This is a genomic window from Streptacidiphilus sp. ASG 303, from assembly GCF_020991365.1.
GTDB lineage: Bacteria > Actinomycetota > Actinomycetes > Streptomycetales > Streptomycetaceae > Peterkaempfera.
Genome location: NZ_JAJLRA010000001.1, coordinates 105,953 through 125,796, shown reverse-complemented (window position 1 = coordinate 125,796; position 19,844 = coordinate 105,953). Strand labels below are relative to the sequence as shown.

The 19,844-nt window shown below is 77.8% G+C and carries 17 protein-coding genes; 9 read left to right on the top strand and 8 right to left on the bottom strand.

The annotated features are described in order from the left end of the window. The first annotated feature begins 140 nt into the window (after positions 1 to 140). Genes LO771_RS00595 through LO771_RS00585 form a run of 3 tightly spaced genes read left to right on the top strand, consistent with a single transcriptional unit; the run spans position 141 to position 2,477 of the window. Positions 141 to 860, top strand: coding sequence for an urease accessory protein UreF (locus LO771_RS00595; RefSeq protein ID WP_230647200.1), 720 nt, complete (start codon positions 141 to 143; stop codon positions 858 to 860). Continuing rightward, positions 850 to 1,689 (top strand): urease accessory protein UreG, encoded by an 840-nt coding sequence (gene ureG / locus LO771_RS00590; protein WP_230647198.1) that lies wholly within the window; start codon positions 850 to 852, stop codon positions 1,687 to 1,689. The genes LO771_RS00595 and ureG overlap by 11 nt, the downstream gene beginning before the upstream one ends. Beyond that, the gene (locus tag LO771_RS00585) at positions 1,686 to 2,477 is read left to right on the top strand and encodes an urease accessory protein UreD (protein WP_230647196.1); all 792 of its coding nucleotides are present in this window, start codon (positions 1,686 to 1,688) and stop codon (positions 2,475 to 2,477) included. The genes ureG and LO771_RS00585 overlap by 4 nt, the downstream gene beginning before the upstream one ends. 164 nt (positions 2,478 to 2,641) lie before the next feature. Here the strand turns inward: LO771_RS00585 and LO771_RS00580 are convergent, their stop codons facing one another. From LO771_RS00580 to LO771_RS00560, 5 genes are all read right to left on the bottom strand, one after another. Next, a complete protein-coding gene (locus LO771_RS00580; RefSeq protein ID WP_230647194.1) occupies positions 2,642 to 3,052 on the bottom strand; it encodes an SSI family serine proteinase inhibitor in 411 nt (136 codons plus the stop codon). A 142-nt stretch (positions 3,053 to 3,194) separates the two neighbouring features. Beyond that, positions 3,195 to 4,163 (bottom strand): cytochrome c oxidase assembly protein, encoded by a 969-nt coding sequence (locus LO771_RS00575; RefSeq protein WP_374228017.1) that lies wholly within the window; start codon positions 4,161 to 4,163, stop codon positions 3,195 to 3,197. 150 nt (positions 4,164 to 4,313) lie between these two features. Continuing rightward, positions 4,314 to 5,339: a 6-phosphofructokinase gene (locus LO771_RS00570; protein WP_230647191.1), complete on the bottom strand. Its 1,026-nt coding sequence runs from the start codon at positions 5,337 to 5,339 to the stop codon at positions 4,314 to 4,316. A 564-nt stretch (positions 5,340 to 5,903) separates the two neighbouring features. Continuing rightward, on the bottom strand, positions 5,904 to 6,638 hold the full coding sequence (locus tag LO771_RS00565) for a type 1 glutamine amidotransferase (RefSeq protein WP_230647188.1): 735 nt from the start codon (positions 6,636 to 6,638) through the stop codon (positions 5,904 to 5,906). 46 nt (positions 6,639 to 6,684) lie between these two features. Further along, positions 6,685 to 7,953 (bottom strand): MurT ligase domain-containing protein, encoded by a 1,269-nt coding sequence (locus LO771_RS00560; RefSeq protein WP_230647185.1) that lies wholly within the window; start codon positions 7,951 to 7,953, stop codon positions 6,685 to 6,687. A gap of 372 nt (positions 7,954 to 8,325) precedes the next feature. On the opposite strand from LO771_RS00560, the gene def reads away from it, so the two are divergent. Next, on the top strand, positions 8,326 to 8,880 hold the full coding sequence (gene def / locus LO771_RS00555; RefSeq protein ID WP_230647182.1) for a peptide deformylase: 555 nt from the start codon (positions 8,326 to 8,328) through the stop codon (positions 8,878 to 8,880). Between the two features lie 175 nt (positions 8,881 to 9,055). On the opposite strand, the gene LO771_RS00550 is transcribed toward def, so the two are convergent. From LO771_RS00550 to LO771_RS00540, 3 genes are all read right to left on the bottom strand, one after another. Next, on the bottom strand, positions 9,056 to 10,648 hold the full coding sequence (locus tag LO771_RS00550) for a SpoIIE family protein phosphatase (protein ID WP_374228016.1): 1,593 nt from the start codon (positions 10,646 to 10,648) through the stop codon (positions 9,056 to 9,058). Positions 10,649 to 10,921: 273 nt separating this feature from the next. Continuing rightward, the gene (locus LO771_RS00545; protein ID WP_230647176.1) at positions 10,922 to 11,476 is read right to left on the bottom strand and encodes a DUF1360 domain-containing protein; all 555 of its coding nucleotides are present in this window, start codon (positions 11,474 to 11,476) and stop codon (positions 10,922 to 10,924) included. Positions 11,477 to 11,638: 162 nt separating this feature from the next. Continuing rightward, positions 11,639 to 12,328, bottom strand: coding sequence for an HAD family hydrolase (locus LO771_RS00540; RefSeq protein ID WP_230647173.1), 690 nt, complete (start codon positions 12,326 to 12,328; stop codon positions 11,639 to 11,641). A gap of 209 nt (positions 12,329 to 12,537) precedes the next feature. On the opposite strand from LO771_RS00540, the gene LO771_RS00535 reads away from it, so the two are divergent. The 5 genes from LO771_RS00535 to LO771_RS00515 all read left to right on the top strand — a co-directional run bounded on the left by LO771_RS00535 (position 12,538) and on the right by LO771_RS00515 (position 19,818). Beyond that, positions 12,538 to 12,843, top strand: a complete 306-nt coding sequence (locus tag LO771_RS00535) for a helix-turn-helix transcriptional regulator (protein ID WP_230647912.1) — start codon at positions 12,538 to 12,540, stop codon at positions 12,841 to 12,843. Beyond that, the gene (locus tag LO771_RS00530; RefSeq protein WP_230647170.1) at positions 12,840 to 13,229 is read left to right on the top strand and encodes a VOC family protein; all 390 of its coding nucleotides are present in this window, start codon (positions 12,840 to 12,842) and stop codon (positions 13,227 to 13,229) included. Before LO771_RS00535 ends, LO771_RS00530 begins: the two co-directional genes overlap by 4 nt. A 532-nt stretch (positions 13,230 to 13,761) precedes the next feature. Next, positions 13,762 to 14,157: a hypothetical protein gene (locus LO771_RS00525; RefSeq protein WP_230647167.1), complete on the top strand. Its 396-nt coding sequence runs from the start codon at positions 13,762 to 13,764 to the stop codon at positions 14,155 to 14,157. Positions 14,158 to 14,347: 190 nt separating this feature from the next. Then, positions 14,348 to 14,728: a WXG100 family type VII secretion target gene (locus LO771_RS00520; protein WP_230647165.1), complete on the top strand. Its 381-nt coding sequence runs from the start codon at positions 14,348 to 14,350 to the stop codon at positions 14,726 to 14,728. A 98-nt stretch (positions 14,729 to 14,826) separates the two neighbouring features. Then, entirely contained in the window at positions 14,827 to 19,818 is a 4,992-nt protein-coding gene (locus tag LO771_RS00515; RefSeq protein ID WP_230647911.1) for a toxin glutamine deamidase domain-containing protein, read from the top strand. Positions 19,819 to 19,844: the final 26 nt, after the last annotated feature.

The following is a 19,844-nucleotide window of genomic DNA, read 5'->3' as shown; positions in this document are numbered from 1 at the left end:
ACCGGACCCCGCACCTCCGCCGGGGCCCGGCCGGGACCGGCCCCCCGGCCCCGCCCCTGGACGCCGACCCCGCCTCCGGACCCCCGCCTTCCCGGCCCGACCCCTCAGGCCCGACCGGGCCCGAACCCCCCGGGAGAACCGTGCACCCCTCGACCACCCGCAGCGGAAACGGCGACGGCGGACCGGCCGCCCGCACCGCCCTGCTGCTCCTCGCCGACGGCCGCTTCCCGGCCGGCGGCCACGCCCACTCCGGCGGCGCCGAGGCCGCCGTCCACGCCGGCCGGATCCACGACACCGCCACCCTGGAGGCCTTCCTCACCGGCCGCCTGCACACCGCCGGACTCACCGCGGCGGCCCTCGCCGCCGCGGCCGCCGACGGCCTCGACCCGCTGGAGCTGGACGCGGCCGCCGACGCCCGCACCCCCTCGCCGGCCCAGCGCTCCACCTCCCGCCGCCTCGGCCGCCAGCTGCTCCGCGCGGCCCGCACCGCCTGGCCCGCCCCCGCCCTCGACGACCTCGCCGCCGCCCTGCCCGGCGGCCCCCACCAGCCCGTCGCCCTCGGCCTCACCGCCACCGCCGCCGGACTCGGCCCCGGCGACGCGGCCGCGGCCGCCGCGTACGAGAGCGTCAACGGCCCCGCCACCGCCTGCGTGCGCCTCCTCGGCCTGGACCCGTACGCCGTCGCCGCCGTCCTCGCCCGCCTCGCCCCCGCCGCCGACCGGATCGCCGCCGACGCGGTCGAGGCCGCCGGCGACGCCCGCGCCCTGGGCCCCGAGGCCCTGCCCGCCGCCTCCGCCCCCCTGCTCGACCACTACGCCGAGCAGCACGCCTCCTGGAAGGTGCGTCTCTTTGCATCGTGACCACGCCGACGACCCCGGCGCCGCCGTCCCCACCCGCCACACCTGGGCCCCCGCCGCACCCCCCGCGGCCGCCGCACCCCCCGCCACCGTCCCGGACCCCGCCACCGTCCCGGACCCCGCAGCCGCCCCGGCCCCCGTCCCCGCCGCACGGCCCGGCGGCGACCGCCGCCGCGCCCTGCGGATCGGCCTGGGCGGCCCGGTCGGCTCCGGCAAGACCGCCACGGTCGCCGCCCTCTGCCGGGCCCTGCGGGACCGGCTGTCCATCGCCGTCGTCACCAACGACATCTACACCACCGAGGACGCCGAGTTCCTGCTGCGCAACGCGGTGCTCCCGCCCGAGCGGATCGCCGCCGTCGAGACCGGCTGCTGCCCCCACACCGCCATCCGCGACGACATCTCCGCCAACATCGAGGCCGTCGAGGAGCTGGAGGACGCCCTCGGCCCGCTCGACCTCGTCCTGGTGGAGTCCGGCGGCGACAACCTCACCGCCACCTTCAGCCAGGGCCTGGTCGACGCCCAGGTCTTCGTCATCGACGTCTCCGGCGGGGACAAGGTCCCGCGCAAGGGCGGCCCCGGCGTCTCCCGCTCCGACCTGCTGGTCGTCAACAAGACCGACCTCGCCCCGCTGGTCGGCGCGGACCTCGGCGTGATGGCCCGCGACGCCCGCGCCCAGCGCGGCGACCTGCCCACCGTCTTCTGCTCGCTGGCCGCCCCGGACGGGGTCGCCCCCGTCGCCTCCTGGGTCCTGGAGCGGCTCGCCGCCTGGCGGGCCGCCGACGGCGGCCCCGGAGCCCCCGGGGCCCCCGGACCCGCCGGCGCCCCCGCGTGACCCGGACCGCCGCCCCCGCACCGCCGCCCTCGGCGGTGCGGGCCGCCGTCCGCATCACCGCCGCCCCCGACGGCCGGGGCGGCACCGCCCTCCCGGTCCTCGCCGGGAGCGGCCCGCTCGCCGTGCGCCGCACCCGCGGCCCCGGCGGTCCGCGCACCGCCCAGGCCACCCTCGTCGGCGCCATGGCCGGACCGCTCGGCGGGGACCGGCTGCGGATCGAGGCCGAGGTGCGGGCGGGCGCAGCCCTGCGCGTCACCTCGGCCGCGGCCACGGTCGCGCTGCCCGGCCGCGGCGGCGAGGCGGCCCACTGCGCGGTGGTGCTGCGGGTGGAGGCCGGGGCCGTCCTGGAGTGGCTGCCCGAACCGGTCGTCGCCGCCGCGGGCAGCCGCCTGCTCGCCGACACCCGCATCGACCTCGCCCCCGGGGCCCGCCTGCTGCTGCGCGAGGAGCACGTCCTCGGCCGGTACGGGGAGGAGCCGGGCCGCATCACCTCCCGGCTCACCGTCCGCCACGGCGGCCGCACCGTCCTGGACCAGCGGACCGACCTGGGCCCCGGCGCCCCCGGCTGGGACGGTCCCGCCGTCCTCGCCGGCCACCGGGCCTGCGGGCACCTGCTGCACGCCGCCCCCGGGGACGGTCCGCCGGTGCTCCCCGCCCCGCCCGACGGCGCCGACGCGGCCCTCCTGCCGCTGCCCGGCTGTCCCGCAGTCCTCCTCACCGCCGCCGCCCCCGACGCCCTCGCCCTGCGCCGCCTGCTCCCCGCCCCGGCCCCGGCCGGATCGCCCTGACCGCCCCCGTCCCCGCCCGCGCCGTTACGCCCCGCCCGGGACCCGTACCGGCCCCCCGGCCCCGGCAGCCACCCCGCCGTCGGGGCCGTGCCCGTCCCGGCAGGACCCCCGGGCGGGCGCTGCCCCCGGGGCCCTCAAAACCGGAACCGTCGGAACCGGAACCGTCAGAACCGGAAGACGCCCCCCGACTCCGCCCCCGCCGCACACCGGTTGGCGTACCGGCGGGCGAACCCCACCGCCCGGCCGTCCCACGTCCCGGTGGCCTCGCCCGTGACCGGCGCGTAGACCATCGGGCACATCACGCCCCGCTGCGCCCGCAGCGCCGCCGGGTCGCCCCCGGCGGCCCGCAGCGCGTCACAGGCGGCGGCCGGGTCCGGGTGCGGGCCGCCGTCCGGGCCGCACTCCAGCACCACCGAGTCCAGCACCCGGCCGGAGACGTCCTCCCCGCTGTGCAGGGTGAGCACCAGGCGGCCGCCGGGGGAGCCGCCCGGGTCCGCCGCCGCCGGCGGGGCGGCGAGTCCGAGGGCGGCGGCGGCCGCCAGTCCGGCGGCGGCGAGGGTGTGGCTCCAGGGCATCGGGACCTCCGGGCGCGGTGCGGGTCTGCGGGCGTCGCAGCCACTCCTACCGCAGGGGGCCGGTCCGGGGCGCGCCGCCTCACCCGAACGTGGGCGCGCCGCCCCGGACCGGCCCCCGTGGACCCTCCCGGCCGCCGGACCCTCAGCCGGCCTGCCGCGACCGCGTGTCCAGCGACGCCAGGTAGGCGTTGTACGCGGTCAGCTCGGCGTCGCCGTCGCGGTCGGCCGCCCGGTCGCGCCGCCGCGCCTGCCGGTCCTCCGAGCGGGACCACTGGAAGACCAGCGCGATCAGCACGATCGCGGTCGGGATCTCGCCGAAGGCCCAGGTGATGCCGCCCGCGATCTGCTGGTCGGCCAGGGGGGCCGCGCCGAGCACCGCCGGCGGGTGCGCGAAGGTGTCGACCAGCAGGTGGCCCGCCATCATCACGGCCACGCCGAAGAAGGCGTGGAACGGCATCCCCATGAAGAGCTCCAGGATGCGCATCACGAAGCCGGGCCGGTGCGGCCCCGGGTCCACACCCATGATCGGCCAGAAGAAGACCAGCCCGACCGCCAGGAAGTGCACCATCATCGCCACGTGCCCGACCCGGCTGCCCATCAGGGTGTCGAAGAGCGGCGTGAAGTACAGCCCGTACAGGCTGGCGATGAAGAGCGGGATGGTGAACGCCGGGTGCGAGACCACCCGCACGTACCGGCTGTGCAGCAGCTTCACGGCCAGCTCGCGCGGCCCGGTGCGCCCCTTGCCCGCCGGGTGCAGGGCGCGCAGCGTCAGGGTGATCGGCGCACCGAGCAGCAGCAGGATGGGGGCGAGCATGCTGAGCACCATGTGCTGGAGCATGTGGGCGCTGAAGAGCACCATGCCGTAGTCGTTCAGCCCGGTGCAGGTGGTGAGCAGCACCGTGGCCACGCCGCCCGTCCAGGCGGTGGCCCGGCCGGCGGACCACCGGTCGCCGCGCCGCCACAGCCGCACCGCGCCGGCCCAGTACAGCAGCAGCCCGGCGAGGCCGCCGAGCAGGAAGACCCAGTCCGGCGACCAGGTGAGGGCGGTCGACAGCGTGTACGGTCCGGGCACCCCCCCGTGGTGGTGCATCCCTGCCATGCCGTCGCCCATGGGCGGATCCCGCTTTCCCTCGCTCCGGCACCGGGCGTTTCGCCCGACTTCCGACCGAACCAGGGTAGAACCGCCGCGGCCGCCGCCCGCCGCCGGGGTGGGCGGTGGACGGCGGCCGCGTCCGTGCGTGCCGTCCCGGGCCTGCGTGCCTCAGACGACCGTCTCGGCCTCGGCGTAGCGCTCGGCCGGGACCGTCTTGAGGTCGGCGACGGCGTCGGCCAGCGGCACCAGCTTGATGTCGGTGCCCTGGAGGGCGGTGATGTGGCCGAAGGCGCCCTTGTGGACGGCCTCCACGGCGTGCCAGCCGAACCGGGTGGCCAGCACCCGGTCGTACGCGGTGGGGGTGCCGCCGCGCTGCACGTGGCCGAGGATCACCGGCCGCGCCTCCTTGCCCAGGCGGTGCTCCAGCTCGCGGGAGAGCTGGGTGGCGACGCCGGTGAAGCGCTCGTGGCCGTAGATGTCGGTGGTGCCGGCCTCCCAGTGCATGGTGCCCGGCTCCGGCTTGGCGCCCTCGGCGCAGACCACGATGGCGAACTTCTTCCCGCGGTCGAAGCGCTCGCGGACGACCTCGGTGACCTTGTCGATGTTGAACGGCCGCTCGGGCACCACGATGGCGTGGGCGCCCGCCGCCATGCCGGCGTGCAGGGCGATCCAGCCGGTGTGGCGGCCCATGAGCTCGACCACCATGACGCGCTGGTGCGACTCGGCGGTGGTCTTGAGCCGGTCCAGCGCCTCGGTGGCGACCGAGACGGCGGTGTCGAAGCCGAAGGTGACATCGGTGCAGGCGATGTCGTTGTCGATGGTCTTGGGGACGCCGACGATCGGCACGCCGCCGTCGCTGAGCAGCCGTGCGGCCTTGAGGGTGCCCTCGCCGCCGATCGGGATGATCCCGTCGAGGCCGAGGTCCTCGCAGTACTTCTTGGCCCGCGCGACGCCGTCGCGCAGGTGGCTGGGCTGGACCCGGGTGGAGCCCAGGATCGTGCCGCCCTGGGCGAGGATGCCGCTCACCGAGTCCAGGGTCAGCGGCCGGTGGCAGCCCTCCAGCAGGCCGCGCCAGCCGTCCTCGAACCCGATGATCTCGTCACCGTGGTCGACCACTCCGCGGTGGACCACGGAACGGATCACGGCGTTCAGACCAGGGCAGTCACCGCCGCTGGTCAGCACACCAATACGCATCGCTTTGCAACTCCCGAGCAGAACCGGACGGCCGGACTACACGTTGGGACGACTCCGCCACCGTAGCGGCCGGCTCCGACGCCGGTCCGGCGAGGAGGTTGCCGCGGGGATGACGGAAGGCGTCGGATCGGATCACGGTCATCCTCATCCGATCATACCGGCCCCGGCGTCCGGCCAGACGGGGGCGGAGGCGGGGGCGGCGCCTTCGGCGCCCCCGCGCTGGAGGCCATCGCGGGGTGCCCTGCGGGTCGCGCGGGCACCCCGTGTGCAGTTGTTCGGCGTGCGGTCGCCCGCGCTACCCGCCCCAGCGTACGGGGCGGGGCCGTGCGGCACCCGGTGCCCGGTCGTCCTCCGGGCGCCGGGGGCTCCCGACGGGGCCGGCCGCCGCACCGCGCCGGCCCGCGCCGTGGGACAAGCCTCCCACGGCCGGGCGTCCCCGGACCCCGGCGCACGGGGAGCGCGGGCGTACGGCCCGGCCCGTGCGTGCGCCGGGTCCGCGGGGAGCCGTGCCGTGCGGCGGGCGCGGGCCCCGCCCTGCGGCGGTCCCGTGCCCCCGTGCGGCCGTCAGGCGCTCTGCTGCTGCCGGGCCGCCGCGATCCGCTCCCCGCGCAGCGCGTCGTACCAGGTGTTGTCGGCCGGCGGCAGGGCGCTGACGTCCAGCGCCAGCTTGAGCAGCAGGTCCGCCATGGCGGGGTTGCGGGCCATCACCGGGCCGTGCAGGTAGGTGCCGAACACGGTGTCGCGCCAGGCGCCCTCGGTGCCGTCGCCGGTGCCGTTGCCGCCGCCGACCTGGACGGTCGCCAGCGGGGAGACGCCCTGGCCCAGGTGCGTGACGCCCTGGTGGTTCTCGAAGCCGGTCAGCGGCGGCAGGCCCAGGCGCGGGTCGACCTCCGCGAGGATGTCGCCGACGTTGCGGGCGCCCTCGCCGCGGGTGCTGTGCACGTCGAGCAGGCCCAGGCCCGCCTCGCGCTGCCCCAGGTCGTTGATGAACTCGTGGCCCAGGATCTGGTACCCCGCGCAGACCGAGAAGACGATGGCGCCGTTGTCCACCGCCCGGGGCAGGCCCGGGTCCACGCGCAGCCGCTCCGCGGCCAGCCGCTGCGGCCGGTCCTCGCCGCCGCCGATCAGGTAGATGTCGCCGCTGGTCGGGACGGGCTGGTCGGACCGCACGTCGATGCGGGCGACGTCCAGGCCGCGCTGGCGCGCCCGCCGCTCCACCACCAGCACGTTGCCGCGGTCGCCGTACGTGCTCAGCAGGTCGGGGTAGACCCACACCAGGCGCAGGCTGCTGTCACTCATGCTCGTCCCTCGATCTCCCACGTCATCGGTGTTGCCGCCCGCCGTCTCAGCCCGCGACCGCGCGGCGCAGCTGCTGGAACGCGGTGTAGTTGGCGATGGCCTCGATGCGGCCCTGCGGGGCCGTCCGGACCGCCTCCGCGAGCGAGTCGACCACCTGGAACGGCAGGCCCGCGACCTCCAGCCGGACGGCCAGGTCGAGCTTGCGCTGCCCCATCACGAACAACGGGTGGCCCACCAGGCCCTCGTAGTCCACGTCCCACAGCCAGGAGGTGTCGGTGCCGTCCGCGTCCAGCGCGTTCACCGAGAGGACCACCGGCGTCGGCGGGCCGTCGATCAGCGAGAACGTCTCCAGCCAGCCGGCCGGGTTCTTCGCGAGCAGCAGGCGCACCTGGCGGCCCTCGTACGTCACCACGTCGTACCGGCCCGCGACCGCGGCCACCGACTGCATCCGCTGCAGCGAGGTCGCCGGCGGCACGCCGAACACGGCCGCGACCGCCGCCGAGGTGGCGGCGTTGGCCAGGTTCGCCCGGCCCGGCAGCTGGAGCTGGATCGGCCACGCGGCGCCCTGCGGGTCGTACACGTGGCTGCCCGACAGCGCCCAGTGCGGCTGCGGCCTGCGGAAGCCGCACTCCGCGCAGAACCAGTCGTCGCCGGGGCGCTGCATGACGCCGCCGCACGACGGGCAGGACCAGGCGTCCTCCTTCCACGCCTGTCCGGCGGCCACCCACACCACCCGGCGGCAGGACGACGCGGCCCAGGTCACCAGCGGGTCGTCCGCGTTGGCGATGACGACGGCCTCGGTGTCCTTCAGGCCCTCGCGCCAGCGCTCGGCCAGCATGCGGGTCTCGGCCGCGCGGTCCAGCTGGTCGCGGGAGAGGTTGAGCAGGGCGATCGCCTTGGGGCGGGTGTCCCGGGCCACGCCGGCCAGGTACTTCTCGTCCACCTCGATCACACCGAAGCGGGACTCGCTGCCGCCCGCCAGCGCCGCGGTGATGCCGGCGGGCATGTTGGCGCCCAGCGCGTTGGAGACCACGGGACCGGCGGCGCGCAGCGCCTCGGCGATCAGACGGGTGGTGGTGGTCTTGCCGTTGGTCGCGCTCACCAGGACGACGTCCAGGTGGTCGGCGAGCTTGGCCAGCAGGTCGGGGTCGAGCCTCAGCGCGACCTTGCCGCCGATGACCGAGCCGCTGCCGCGGCCCGCCGTGCGGGAGACTGCGGCCGCCACCCGGCCGGCAGTGACGGCGATCTTCGCGCGTGCGGGCAGCGACGCGTCGCGCCCGCCCTGCGCCGGGGCCTCCGAACCGGTGCCTGGCATCGTCAGTGGTTCCTCCTCGGTGCGGCGCCACCCTGGCCGGAACACGGCCGCTGGGGCAACGGGGACGCCGTCAGCCTACCGACTCCCGCGCCCGGCGCCGCGCGCCCCACCCCCGCAGATCGTGCGCGCCCCCTCCGGCGGACCCTCCGTGGCCTCGCCGGACGCGCCCCGGCGGCCCTCACCGGGCGTCAGCCGGGGCCGTCCGGACGGCCGCCACCGCGGCCACCGCCACCGGCGCGGCCGTCCGTGCCGGGGCCGGTCGCGGCGGGAGCGCCGGCGCCGCGCACGCCCGCACCGGCCGGCCGCGCCGGGGGCGCCTCCCGCCGACCCGACCGGTACGGCCCCCGGCCGGGCCCGGATAGGCTCGGCGCCATGGCAGCAGGCACCACCCGCGTCCGCATCCCCGGCAGCTCCGGCCGCGTCCACCCCGTGCGCGTCCTCGGCGACCCGGTCCTCCGCGAGCCCTGCGCGCCGGTCACCGCGTTCGACGCCGACCTCGCCCGGCTGGTCGAGGACATGTTCGCCACCATGTACGCCGAGGACGGCGTCGGCCTGGCGGCCAACCAGATCGGCGTCCCGCTGCGGGTGTTCGTCCACGACTGCCCCGACGACGAGGACGTCCGCCACCTCGGCGCCGTCGTCAACCCCGTCCTCGTCGAGGCCGACGGGGTGACCGTCACCGGGGAGGAGGGCTGCCTCTCGGTCCCCGGCGTCCGGGCCGGCACGCCCCGCCCGGACCGCGCCGTGGTCGAGGGGTACGACCCGGCCGGGCGCCCGCTGCGGGTGGAGGGGACCGGCTTCTTCGCCCGCTGCCTCCTGCACGAGACGGGCCACCTCGACGGCGGCCTCTTCCTGGACGGGCTCACCGGCCTGCGGCGCCGCCGGGCCCTGCGCGCCGTCCGCCGCGCCGGCCTGCCCGCCGCCTGACGCGGCCCGCCGCGCGGCCTCCCGCCGTCCGGCCTCCTGCCCACCGTCCTCCCGCCCCCCGGCCTGCTGCCACCCCCGGCCTCCGCGCGGCGCCCCGGCTCCCCGACCCCGGCGGCGGGCCCGTACGGGCCGGGGCCGGTGCCCGCGGGCGCCCGTCCGGCGACGGGTCCGCCCCTCAGCCGCAGCGGGCCGCGAGCAGCGCGATGTCGTCGCCCTTGCCGACCCCGAACACCGTCACCAGCGCGTCGCACAGCTGCTCCAGGTCGGCGGGGCCCTCCTCCGCCGTCCGCCGCAGCGCCGCGAGGCTGTCCTCCAGGTCCACCCCGCGGACCTCCACCAGGCCGTCGGTGACCAGCAGCACCCGGGTGCCCGGGGCCACGTCCTCGACCACCGGCTCCGGATGCCCCACGCCCAGACCCAGCAGCGTGCCGCGGGCCGCCGAGTACCGCGTGCCGCCGCCCGGGTCGAGCAGCAGCGGCGGCAAGTGGCCGGCGTTGGCGATCCGCACCCGCCGCCCGCCGGGCTCCACCAGCGCCAGGCAGACCGTCGCCGTGACACCGGGCTGGAACCGCACCAGCAGCCCGTCCAGCAGGTCCAGCACCTCGCGAGGCCCGTGGCCCTCGGCGGCGTAGGCCCGCAGCGCGTGCCGCAGCTCGCCCATGACCGCCGCCGCCTCCAGCGAGTGCCCGGCGACGTCCCCGATGGCGAGCAGCAGGCCGTGCGGCGTCTCCACCGCCTCGTAGAAGTCGCCGCCGATCTCCGCCTGGGTCGACGCCGGCACGTACCGGACCGCCAGCTCCACGCCCGCCACCCGCGGGAAGCGGCTGGGCAGGAAGCTCCGCTGCAGGGTCAGCGCCAGCGAGTGCTCCTCCGAGTACGTGCGCAGCGCCTCCACCGCCATCGCGGAACCGTGGGCCAGCTGGTTGAGCAGCTCCCGGTCCTCGGCGTCCTCCACCGACGACGCCTCCACCGCCAGGCACACCGGGGGACGCGCCCGCTTGGTGCGGGCCAGCACCAGGCACACGTCGCCGTCGAAGACCGCGTCGGGCACCTGCTCCTTCCAGTCGCGGTGCGGCACCACCGCCAGGCCGGCCCCGATCCGGTCGCCCAGCGCGCGGCTCCCCAGCCACTGCAGCAGGCCCGGATGGGCCGCCCGCACCTCCGGGCGGCCCGCCGGCGTCGGCGACGTCATCCGCAGCACCCGCCCGTCGGGGGAGAGGACCACCGCCGCCGCGGGCGAGGACATCAGGCGGGCCGCCCCGGACGCGGCCGCCGCGGCCAGGGTCTCCACCCGGGTCGCCGCGTACACGGCCAGGGTGGCCCGGTTGAGCTGCGTCATCCGGGCCGCCAGGCGCTCGGCCCGCCGCCGCGCGCGCCCGTACCGCAGCAGGGCCCCGACCGTCGCCAGCAGCTCCTCCGGGGCGACGGGCTCGGTGAGGTAGGCGTCGGCCCCGCGCTCCAGGCCCCGCGTGCGGTCCGCCGACGCCGTCAGCGCCGCCGAGTCCGAGATGTGGACCACCGGGAGCGCCGCCGTACTGGGGCGGCCCTTGATGTAGTCGCAGACCTCGTGGCCGCTCATGTCGGGCAGCCGCACGTCGATGACGGCCGCCTCGGGCAGGTCGTCGGGGTTGCCGAGGGCGGCCAGCGCCTGGGCGCCGTCCGCGGCCTCGACCACCCGGTGCCCGGCGCGCCGCAGCCACTCGGCCACCGACCGCCGGCCGGTCCGGGCGTCGACCACCAGGACGGTCCCCGGCAGGCCCGCGGTCACGGCCCGCCGCCCGTCCGCGGGCGTGCCGCGACACCCCCGGCAGCCCCCGGACATGCCGCCGCGCGCGAGCGCGCGAGCGGTGCCGACCCCATCCGTACGACCGCACGCCTCATGCAGTGATCCTCGCCCAACCTGCGGCGGCGCGCCAGCGACGGGGGCCGCCGGGGCGCGGCCGCACGCCGCGGCGGGCCGGCGGGCCCCGGACCCGCCGGTCCGGTCAGATCCCGTCGGCGGGCACCCGGCTCCGGCGGCCCCGGCGCGGAGGGGCTCCCGTCACTCGCCCACGGCCTGCTGCATCCGCACCCGTGCGAAGTGCAGCAGGTCGGAGCCGGTCAGCGCGGTGAGGGCGAACGCGGCGAGCCGGGTGGCGCGGGGCGCGAACACCAGACCGGCCGACAGCCCGGTGGCGATCCACATGCCCGCGCAGAACGGGCAGGTCAGCAGTTCCCCGATCGCCTTGCGGGCCCCCGACCCGCGGACCTCCTCCTTCAGCTCCGCCGGTCCGGTGGTGCCCAGGAAGCGGGTGAAGGGCATCCGCAGCGGGCTCGTCACCGGGTCCTTGGTCAGCAGCCGGCTGAGGCGGTGCGTCGCGCCGGTGCAGACCACCAAATCCCAGGGCGTCGGCGAGGGCAGCGGGCGCCCGCTCAGGCGGGCGGCGCCGGCGAGCGCGGCGACCGAGGCCGCGTACACGCCCATGGCGCCCGCGTAGCCGCCGAGCGGGTGGTCGGACTCCCCGGCGTAGGCCCGCCGCTCCGCCTCGACCGCGCCGCGCAGACCCCCGTCGCCTCCGCTGTCGCCGTCGTGGCCGTCGGACCCGTGCGAGGACATGGCACCTCCAGAACGCCCGCCGGTGGAAGGTCCACCGGCTCCGGCCGCCTCCGCGTACCCGGGCCCCGGAGGCCGAAACGACGGCCGCGGCAGGGCCCGCCCGCCGCAGGGCCGCCGGGAACGGTGCGCCGCGCCCGGCGCCCGGCAGCCCCGGCCCCCGGCTCAGGCCGGGGGAGCGGCGAGCAGGCTGTCGTCGATGTGCTCCAGCAGGTCGCGCGGACCCCGGAACACCTGGGCCGCCCCCGCCCCGCGCAGCTCCGCCTCCGAGACCCCGCCGGAGAGCACCCCGACGCACGGCACCCCGGCGCGGCCGCACGCCTCCACGTCCCAGACCGTGTCGCCGACGAACACCGCCCGGCCGGCGGGCACCCCGGCCCGCTCCAGGGACTGCCGCACCAGGTCGGGCGCGGGTTTGCTCCCCTCCACGTCGTCCGAGCTCGTCGCGTCGGCGACGGCGTCGTCCGCCCCCACGGCCTTCCGCATCACCGCCAGCTCCTCGGCCTCGGCGGAGCTGGCCAGCACCACCGTCCAGCCGCGGCGGGCGCACTCCCGCAGCAGTTCCGCGGCGCCCTCCAGCGGTGCCAGCCGCGGCCAGTACTCGGCGTACAGGGTGCGGTGCGCGGCGCTGACGGCGGCGTCCCCGCCGCGGTCGCGGTCCTCGCCCAGCAGGTGGTCCAGGAGATGGTCGGAGCCCATCCCGACGGCGCGGTGGACGTCCGCCATCGGCACCGTCCGCCCGGCCTGGCGGAACGCCTCCCACCAGGTCACCGTGTGCAGGTACGTGCTGTCCACCAGGGTCCCGTCCACGTCGAACAGCACCGCCCCACGACCCCCGCCGTCCTCCGTGCCCATCCGCCGCTCCGTTCCGTGGACCATCCGTGACCGGACCGCTGCCCACGGGAGCCGCGGGCATGCTCCGCCGTCCGGGAGTTCTGCGGCATGTCCGGCGGCATGCGCGCACACGAGTGCGGCCGGCCCCCCTCCGAGCCGGCGGAGGAGCCGCCCGCCCCGGCCGGGCGGCGGCAGGACACCCGGCCTGACAGGCAAGTAGGTACTTGCCTATGGTGGTGGTCGTGGAGGACGATGTCTTCAAGGCGCTCGCCGACCCCACCCGTCGGCGCATCCTCGACGGACTGGTGGAGCGGGACGGCCAGACCCTGTTCGAGATCTGCGCGCGACTGGCGGCCGAGGGCGGTCCGGGACTGTCCCGCCAGGCGGTCAGCCAGCACCTGGCCGTACTGGAGTCCGCGGGTCTCGTCGTCCCGCGGCGCCAGGGCCGCTACAAGTTCCACGATCTGAACACCGAACCCCTCGAACGCATCGCGGCCCGATGGCGCAGGCCCGACAGACCGGAGAGTGCCCCATGAGGATCCACCTCACCAGCGTCTTCGTCGACGACCAGGACCAAGCCCTGCGCTTCTACACCGAGGTGCTGGGCTTCGTGAGGAAGCACGACGTCCCGCTGGGCGAGCACCGGTGGCTGACCGTGACCTCGCCGGAGGACCCCGACGGGACCGAACTGCTGCTGGAGCCGTCCGGCCATCCCGCAGTGGAGCCGTACAGGACGGCACTGGCCCAGGACGGCATCCCGGCCGCCTCCTTCGCGGTGGACGACGTCCGGGCCGAGTTCGACCGGCTGCGCGGCCTCGGGGTGCGCTTCACCCAGGAGCCGCTGGAGACGGGCGCGGTCACCACCGCGGTGCTGGACGACACCTGCGGCAACCTGATCCAGATCCTCCACAGCAAGTCGTAGGACGTCCGTCGCGGCCTGCCGTCCCCGCTCACCGGGCGTTCCGCCTCCGGTTCCGGGCCGCTTCCGGGCCGCGTCCCACGCCGGGTCGGACCGCCCTCCCCGGGGGCCGGGTGCGGCCGTCGTCCGGCGGCTCCCGGCCGAGGCCGCCCCCTCGGCCGGGACGCAGCGGCGCCGGGGATCCCGGGGGCGGGTGTGTCCGGCCACGGCCTGCGCCGGACGGACGCCCGGCCTCCGACTGGGCGTCACCGGCGGCTGCGGCCCGCAGCCGCCGGGGAGACCCCCGGCCTGGCCGCCGTGCCGGACCGCTCCGGTGTCCGCGGGGGTGACGGTGCATCCGGAGCGGTCCGGACGCGGCGCAGGTCCGCGGGTGCGGGCGGCTGCCGCCGGCCGCGGGGTCCGTCCGTGGGCGGCCGCGCCGGCTCCCCGGTCCGGGCCGACCCCGGGGGTTCCGCCGCCGCCCGCGTGCCGGCCGGGCGGTTGTCTATGATCCGTGTCGGCAGGGCGTCGGAACACGCGAGGGGGAGTGGCCGCCATGGCCCGCGAGCACGAGATCGACGACACCGAACTGCTGGACGTGGCCGACGACCTGGGCCAGGCCGCGTCGCTGCACAGGGCGCTGCGGACCATCGCGGCCAACCCCTCGGTCGGCCCTGAGCTGCAGGACATGGCCAAGGGCGTGCTGAGCGGGCGGATCGGCATGAAGGACGTGATCGCCTCCGACCGCTACCTGGACGCGCTCGGCGACCGGCTCGGGAAGATCCGGGAGGCCGCGGAGGACATGGCGCCGGAGGAGCGCCGCCGCTCGGAGCAGCGGGCGGAGCGGATGCTCCGCGAGGCGGAGGAGGCCGGACGGGGCGGGACGGCCGGCCGCTCCGGCGGCCCGGACGGCGGACGGGACGACAGGCGTCCCGGCGGCACCGGCGGTTGAGGCGAAGGTGTATGGGCGGAGTGCCGGAACGGTGAGGGTGCGTTTCCGGGCGGTCGGGGGAGCTGTCGGGGCGCATCTCCCGTAGATAGGATCTTCCGACTTGGCGGGGCGGCGCCGTGCCGCCGCCGGAGCGGCCGACACGGCCGGTCCGGCCCGGTCCACGAAGTGCGGTGCCACGGGGGTGGTGGGGATGAGCGGGCGCATCGTCGTCGACGAGGCGAACCTGCGTGCGCAGGGACGCGCCCTGGAGGACGTCGGGCGGGACTTCCGGCAGGCGGCCGACACGCTGCGGTCGCGCCTCCAGTCGCTGGAGGGCGGCCAGGAGCCCCCGTGGGGCGACGACGACCTGGGGGAGAAGTTCGGCGTCGTCTACGAGGGCCTGCGCGACGGTATGGAGGAGTCCATGGACTCCCTCGCGGAGCGGCTCGGCGAGACCGGTCGGAAACTGCAGGCCATGGCCGACAACCACGCGGCGCACGAGGCCGACGAGGCGGGCCGGCTGGCCGCTCTGCGCGGCCGGGCGGAGGAGCTGGGCGGCGAGGTCGGCCGCCTGCACCACCCCGCCTTCTGACGACGTCCTCCGACGTCGCGCCACTGATCTGATGTTCCGCCCCTGCGCCGGGAGACGGTGCGGGGCGGCCGTACGGGGGAGTTGAGCTCGTGTCGCTGATGCTGCCGGACAGCCTCGAGTGGGTCCTGGAGATGCTCGGCTTCGACTGGCCGAAGGCGGACGAGGACAAGCTGCGCGAGTGCGCCCAGGTGTGGCGCGACTTCGCCGACGAGGTCGACGACCTCAACCACCGCGCCCTGGCGGCCGCGAACAGCGTCCGTTCGGCGAACAGCGGCGACTCGATCGACGCGTTCGGGAAGGCCTTCGACAGGTTCTCGACCGGCGGGGACGGGTATCTCGCGGACGCCTCCTCGGCGGCGCGGCTGATCGCGGCGGCCTTCGACGCGGCGGCGGTGATCGTCGTCGCCTGCAAGGTCGCCGTCATCGCGCAGCTGGTGATCCTGGCGGCGGAGATCATCGCCGCGCAGGCGGCGGCGCCGTTCACGCTGGGCCTGTCCGAGGTCGGTGCGCTGGGCGCCACGCAGGCCACGAGGATGATCGTGCGCCGGCTGCTGAAGGAGCTCCGGGAAGCCCTGATCGAGGCGATCATGGAGACGCTCAAGGACCCGGTCGTCTCCGCCGTGCAGGCGATGCTCTCGGACCTCATCGCCCAGACCGTCGACCAGGGCTTCGGCGCCCAGAGCGGCTACGACCTGGGGCGTACCGCCGACAAGGGCTGGGAGGAGGGCAAGGAGTCCGCCAAGAACTGGCAGCAGACCTTCGGAGAGTCGCTGCGGGACGGGCTCGGCTCGCGGGCCGGCGGTGCCGCACGGCACCACGCGGAGACCATGGCCGGCCACGGGGACGCCGGGGCGGACCACGGCTCGGACGGCGGCACCGCGGACAGCGGCACCGCGAACAGCGACGGTCCGGCGGGTGACGGCACCGACAGCACCGGCACCGACAGCAGCGGCGCGGGTGGCACCGACACGGGGAGCACCCGCAGCGACGGCGCCGGGAGCCAGGGCGGCGACGGCCGCTCGGGACAGTCAGGCCCCCAGAACCCGCCGGGCTCCCCGGACCCGTCCGGCGGCGCGCCGGACGGACACGGTCCGTCCGGCTCCGTCGCGCCGGGTTCCTCCGTCCCGGCCCCGTCCGGCGGCGGACCGCACCCCCTGCCCGCCGACGGGGGCGCGGGCGGCGGTCACCGGGCCGGGAGCGGCGGGACCACCGGCGCCGGTACCGCCGACCACGGCGGCGGGGCCGCCCGGCCCGGCCACGACACGCCCCCGCTCGACCCGTTCGGCACCCGGCTGGCCTCAGACCCGGCCCCCGCTGCGGCCTCCGCTGCGGCCCCCGCTCCGGGCCACGCGTCCTCAGGCGGCGCGGACGCGCAGACGCCTTCGCACGGCGGCAACCGCCACCCCGCCCCGGATCCCGCGCCCGCCTCTGCGCCCGCCTCCACGCCCGCTCCGGCCCATGCGGGGACCGATGCGGCGGGTGCGGGGGCGGGTGCGGGTGCGGGTCCGGCCGGTGGTGGTCACCCTGCGGGCGAGGGCGGTGCCACGGGTGCGGGCGACCCGTCGGGGGCCGGGTCGCACGCGGGCGGGGAGGGGCAGCCGTCCCACGGTCCTGTCTCCTCCGTCGTGCCCGCTCCGGCGCACGGGGGCGCCGACGCGGCGGCTGCGGGCCCGGCCGTCGGTGACCACCGTGCGGGCGAGGGCGGCGCCGCGGGTGCGGGCGACCTGCCGGGGACCCGGCCGCACCCGGCCGCGGACGGGCAGCCGTCGCCGGTCCACGCCGTGACGGACGGACGGCATGGCCCGGCGGGCGCCGAGGCGACGCCGCAGCCCCACGCCGGAACGGACGGCGGCCCGTCCCGCGACCCGGGGCCGGCCGCGGCCGGACCGGGTCCGGACCACCGCTCCGACGGTCGGACGGCACCCTCGCCGCTCCCCGGTCTCGACGACCGCACCGCCCCCCTGCCGCACTCCGTCCCCGACGGACACGCAGCACCTCTGCCGCACAACGCCCCTGACGGTCACCCGGCGCCCCTGCCGCACAACGCCCCCGACGGCCGCCCCGCGTCCGACCCCCTGTCCGGCCGGCTGCACGGCGACGGGACGCCCTCGCCCGTCCCCTCCCACGACGGGGACGTGCGTCCGGCCGTCTCCGACGGGCCGGTGCGGGTCGGCGGCGACGCGTCCGTCCTGCCGGACCGTGCCGACGGGCGGGACGGGGCGTCCCCGGACCCCGTCCCCCGCGCGTCCGAGTCCGGCGCGGACCTGCCCCTGCAGCGTCACGAGCCCTCCGACGCCGGGCCCGACGCCGCGCCGCAGCGGGACCGTGCCGACGGGAGCGACCCCGCCGGAGCGCTGCCGCACGCCGGACCGGCCGTCCCGCACACCTCCGCCGCCGACCCCTCCGGAACGGAGGACGGCCCCCACCGCCACACCACCGTCCAGACCGCCTCCGCCGCCGTCGCCGACGCGCCCCCGTTCCACGCGCCCGCCCCGGACGGCAGCACCGACCAGTCCGACGCCCGGCAGCCCGCCGCGGGACCGGCCACCCCGTCCGCCGACGCCGCCCACCCCGCCGGACCCGCCGCCGGCACGTCCGGCGCCTCCTCCGGTACGCCCGCCGCCCACCGCCCCGGCGGTCAGTCCGTGCCGGGCCAGGGCGGCCCCCGCCCCGCCGACGGCGGCTCCGCTGGCCCCGGCCGGCGGGACGGCGGACCGTCCTCGGCCGCCGCCCCGGCCGGTACGGGTCTGCGGCCCACCGAGGGCCGCCCCGACCCGCGCACCGACCCCCGCCCCGACCCGCGCACCGACCCCCGCGCCGGGGCCGTCGGCGACCGCCCGGCCGGCCGGCCGCACACGCCCGAGCGGGCACCCGCCTCGGACCGGGCACCCGCCTCGGACCGGGCCCCCGCCTCGGACCGGCCGCGCACGCCCGGGCGCGGGGACGGGCCCGACGGCCCCACCCGCCGCCCCGAGACCCCGCAGGACCGTCCGGCGGCCGACGACCCCGCCCGGCACGGCGGCCCGCAGGACCCCGTCGCCCGGCACGGGACCCCCGCCGCCGTCCCCGTCCCCGTCCCCGGCGGCGTCCGGCCCGGTGCCACGGGGCACGCGGACCTCCGGCCCGCGCCCGACGCGCCCGACGCGCCCGGCACGCCCGACCACCGGCGCCCCCTGTCGGCCGACCGCCCCTACGACACCCCCGGCGGCCTGGCCCGCGTCGAGGAGCACCACCAGCAGGAGCTGGAGAGCCGCATCCCGCGCCATCCGGACGGCACCCCCCGGCGCCACCCCGACCCGTACGGCGACTGGCCCGGCGCGGTCAACGGCGACGGCCACCGCTCGCCCGGCCGCGACAACAACTGCCTGGACGTCGCGCTCTCCAGTGCCGACACCTACAGCGGGAACCCCACCGCCGCCGCCGCGCGCACCGACGACGGCAGTCCGGACGGCGAGCACGGCGGACGCGACCGCGCCGAGCGGCGGCTCGGCGCGCCCTTCCAGGACCTGGGCGACGGCGACCAGGCCTTCCACCGGCTGGAGGACCGGCTCCGCCGGGCCGGGCACGGCTCCCAGGCCGTCGTCGTCACCCAGGACGCCCACGGCCGCGCCCACGCCTGGAACGTCGTCAACCACGACGGCCGCATCACCTACCTCGACAACCAGACCGGGGCCCGCGGCGACAAGCCCCTGCACAGCGGCGACCACGGCGTCTTCGCCGTCCCCCTCGACCCCGACCGCCGCCCGATCCCGCCGGACCGCCCCGCCGCCGACGGCGGCCGCCGCCCCGCCGACCCCGCGGGCAAGCACGACCGCGAGGAGGACGGCGGGACGCCCGGGGGGCACGATCCCAAGCGGCGCAGGACGGACGGCCCCGACGCGGGGACGGGGGGCGCCCCGGGCGCCGTCGCCGGATCCGGGCACACCGCGGGCGGCCACACCGCCGGCGGCCACGACGGGCCCGGCTCCCCGCAGGACTCCGACGGCACCCCCGAGGACGGGGCCGAGCGGCGGTCCAAGGGCTCCACCGACTACGACCGGCGCCAGGACGCCGACCACACCCACTACGGCGTGCTGCCGGACGCGACCCAGCAGCACGCCCGCGGGACCAACGAGTTCACCCAGACCAACACCGAGGTGGCGCACGCCTTCCTCGAGAGCCACCTCGACGACGGCACGGTCGCCGCCGTCCTCCACGAGGCGGCGGGCCGGGCCCACAGCGACCCGCCGCAGCTCGGCTTCGACAAGCGGGAACTGGCCGACCGGCTCCCCGGCTTCGACGGTCTGACGCGCGGTCAGCAGGGCGCCGTGGTGGCCTCCCTGGGCCGGCTCAGCCTCGGCTTCCACCAGGCCCACGCCGTCGGTGCCAGCCCCGAGCGCGCCGACAGGCCGTACGCGTACGACGACGACGCCGACCGCAGCGGCCTGTCGGCGCGGGAGCGCAAGAAGCAGCGGAACGACGACGCCGCGCTCACCGACACCGCCTCGCGCGGCGTCGCCTACCACGCGAGCCAGGACTTCCGGACCGCGGGCCCGCCGTCCGGCGGCGACGCGCCCGCCCCGGCCCACCTGGTGCGCGAGCACCTGGTCGAGGACGGCCGCTTCGGCGACCGCGACGCGGTGTACGCCCTCGCCGCCGGGCCCGGCCGCGGCGACCACCGGCCGGACTTCTCGGGCAAGAACTTCGCGGTGATCGAGGTCGTCGATCCCGACGGCAACCACCGGTACGTGGTCGACAGCTCCATCCCCGCCAACCAGGCGGGCCGGCGCCCCGAGCACTCCGAGCCGCACCTCGGCCGCTGGATGGACCGCCTCAACGCACGCCAGGAGGCCGGCGGCTACACCGTCGCCAGCCTGTACACGGAGCGCGAGCCCTGCGGCAGCAAGCCGGGCCATGCCGGCTGCTCGCGCTACATCGCGGAACGGCTGCCCGGAGTGCCGGTCGACTACGGTGTGGGCTACCGGAAGGGGGTGCAGACCGGCGACGGCGACCCCGCGCAGAGCGCGGCCGACATGACCGAGGACGCGCAGCGCGACCTGAACCGGCTGGGGACGATCTGGGCGCGCATGGCGCAGGCCGGCCAGCTCTGACCCCCCGCAGGACGGACACCGAGGAA

What these genes read in the sequence shown, in the direction of transcription:
- LO771_RS00575 (WP_374228017.1), bottom strand. Translation starts at nt 4,163, where the DNA reads ATGGGCGACGGCATGGCAGGGATGCACCACCACGGGGGGGTGCCCGGA.
- LO771_RS00565 (WP_230647188.1), bottom strand. Translation starts at nt 6,638, where the DNA reads ATGAGTGACAGCAGCCTGCGCCTGGTGTGGGTCTACCCCGACCTGCTG.
- LO771_RS00535 (WP_230647912.1), top strand. Translation starts at nt 12,538, where the DNA reads ATGGTGGTGGTCGTGGAGGACGATGTCTTCAAGGCGCTCGCCGACCCC.
- def (WP_230647182.1), top strand. Translation starts at nt 8,326, where the DNA reads ATGGCAGCAGGCACCACCCGCGTCCGCATCCCCGGCAGCTCCGGCCGC.
- LO771_RS00580 (WP_230647194.1), bottom strand. Translation starts at nt 3,052, where the DNA reads ATGCCCTGGAGCCACACCCTCGCCGCCGCCGGACTGGCGGCCGCCGCC.
- LO771_RS00545 (WP_230647176.1), bottom strand. Translation starts at nt 11,476, where the DNA reads ATGTCCTCGCACGGGTCCGACGGCCACGACGGCGACAGCGGAGGCGAC.
- LO771_RS00520 (WP_230647165.1), top strand. Translation starts at nt 14,348, where the DNA reads ATGAGCGGGCGCATCGTCGTCGACGAGGCGAACCTGCGTGCGCAGGGA.
- LO771_RS00515 (WP_230647911.1), top strand. Translation starts at nt 14,827, where the DNA reads ATGCTGCCGGACAGCCTCGAGTGGGTCCTGGAGATGCTCGGCTTCGAC.
- LO771_RS00530 (WP_230647170.1), top strand. Translation starts at nt 12,840, where the DNA reads ATGAGGATCCACCTCACCAGCGTCTTCGTCGACGACCAGGACCAAGCC.
- LO771_RS00540 (WP_230647173.1), bottom strand. Translation starts at nt 12,328, where the DNA reads ATGGGCACGGAGGACGGCGGGGGTCGTGGGGCGGTGCTGTTCGACGTG.
- LO771_RS00570 (WP_230647191.1), bottom strand. Translation starts at nt 5,339, where the DNA reads ATGCGTATTGGTGTGCTGACCAGCGGCGGTGACTGCCCTGGTCTGAAC.
- LO771_RS00560 (WP_230647185.1), bottom strand. Translation starts at nt 7,953, where the DNA reads ATGCCAGGCACCGGTTCGGAGGCCCCGGCGCAGGGCGGGCGCGACGCG.
- LO771_RS00525 (WP_230647167.1), top strand. Translation starts at nt 13,762, where the DNA reads ATGGCCCGCGAGCACGAGATCGACGACACCGAACTGCTGGACGTGGCC.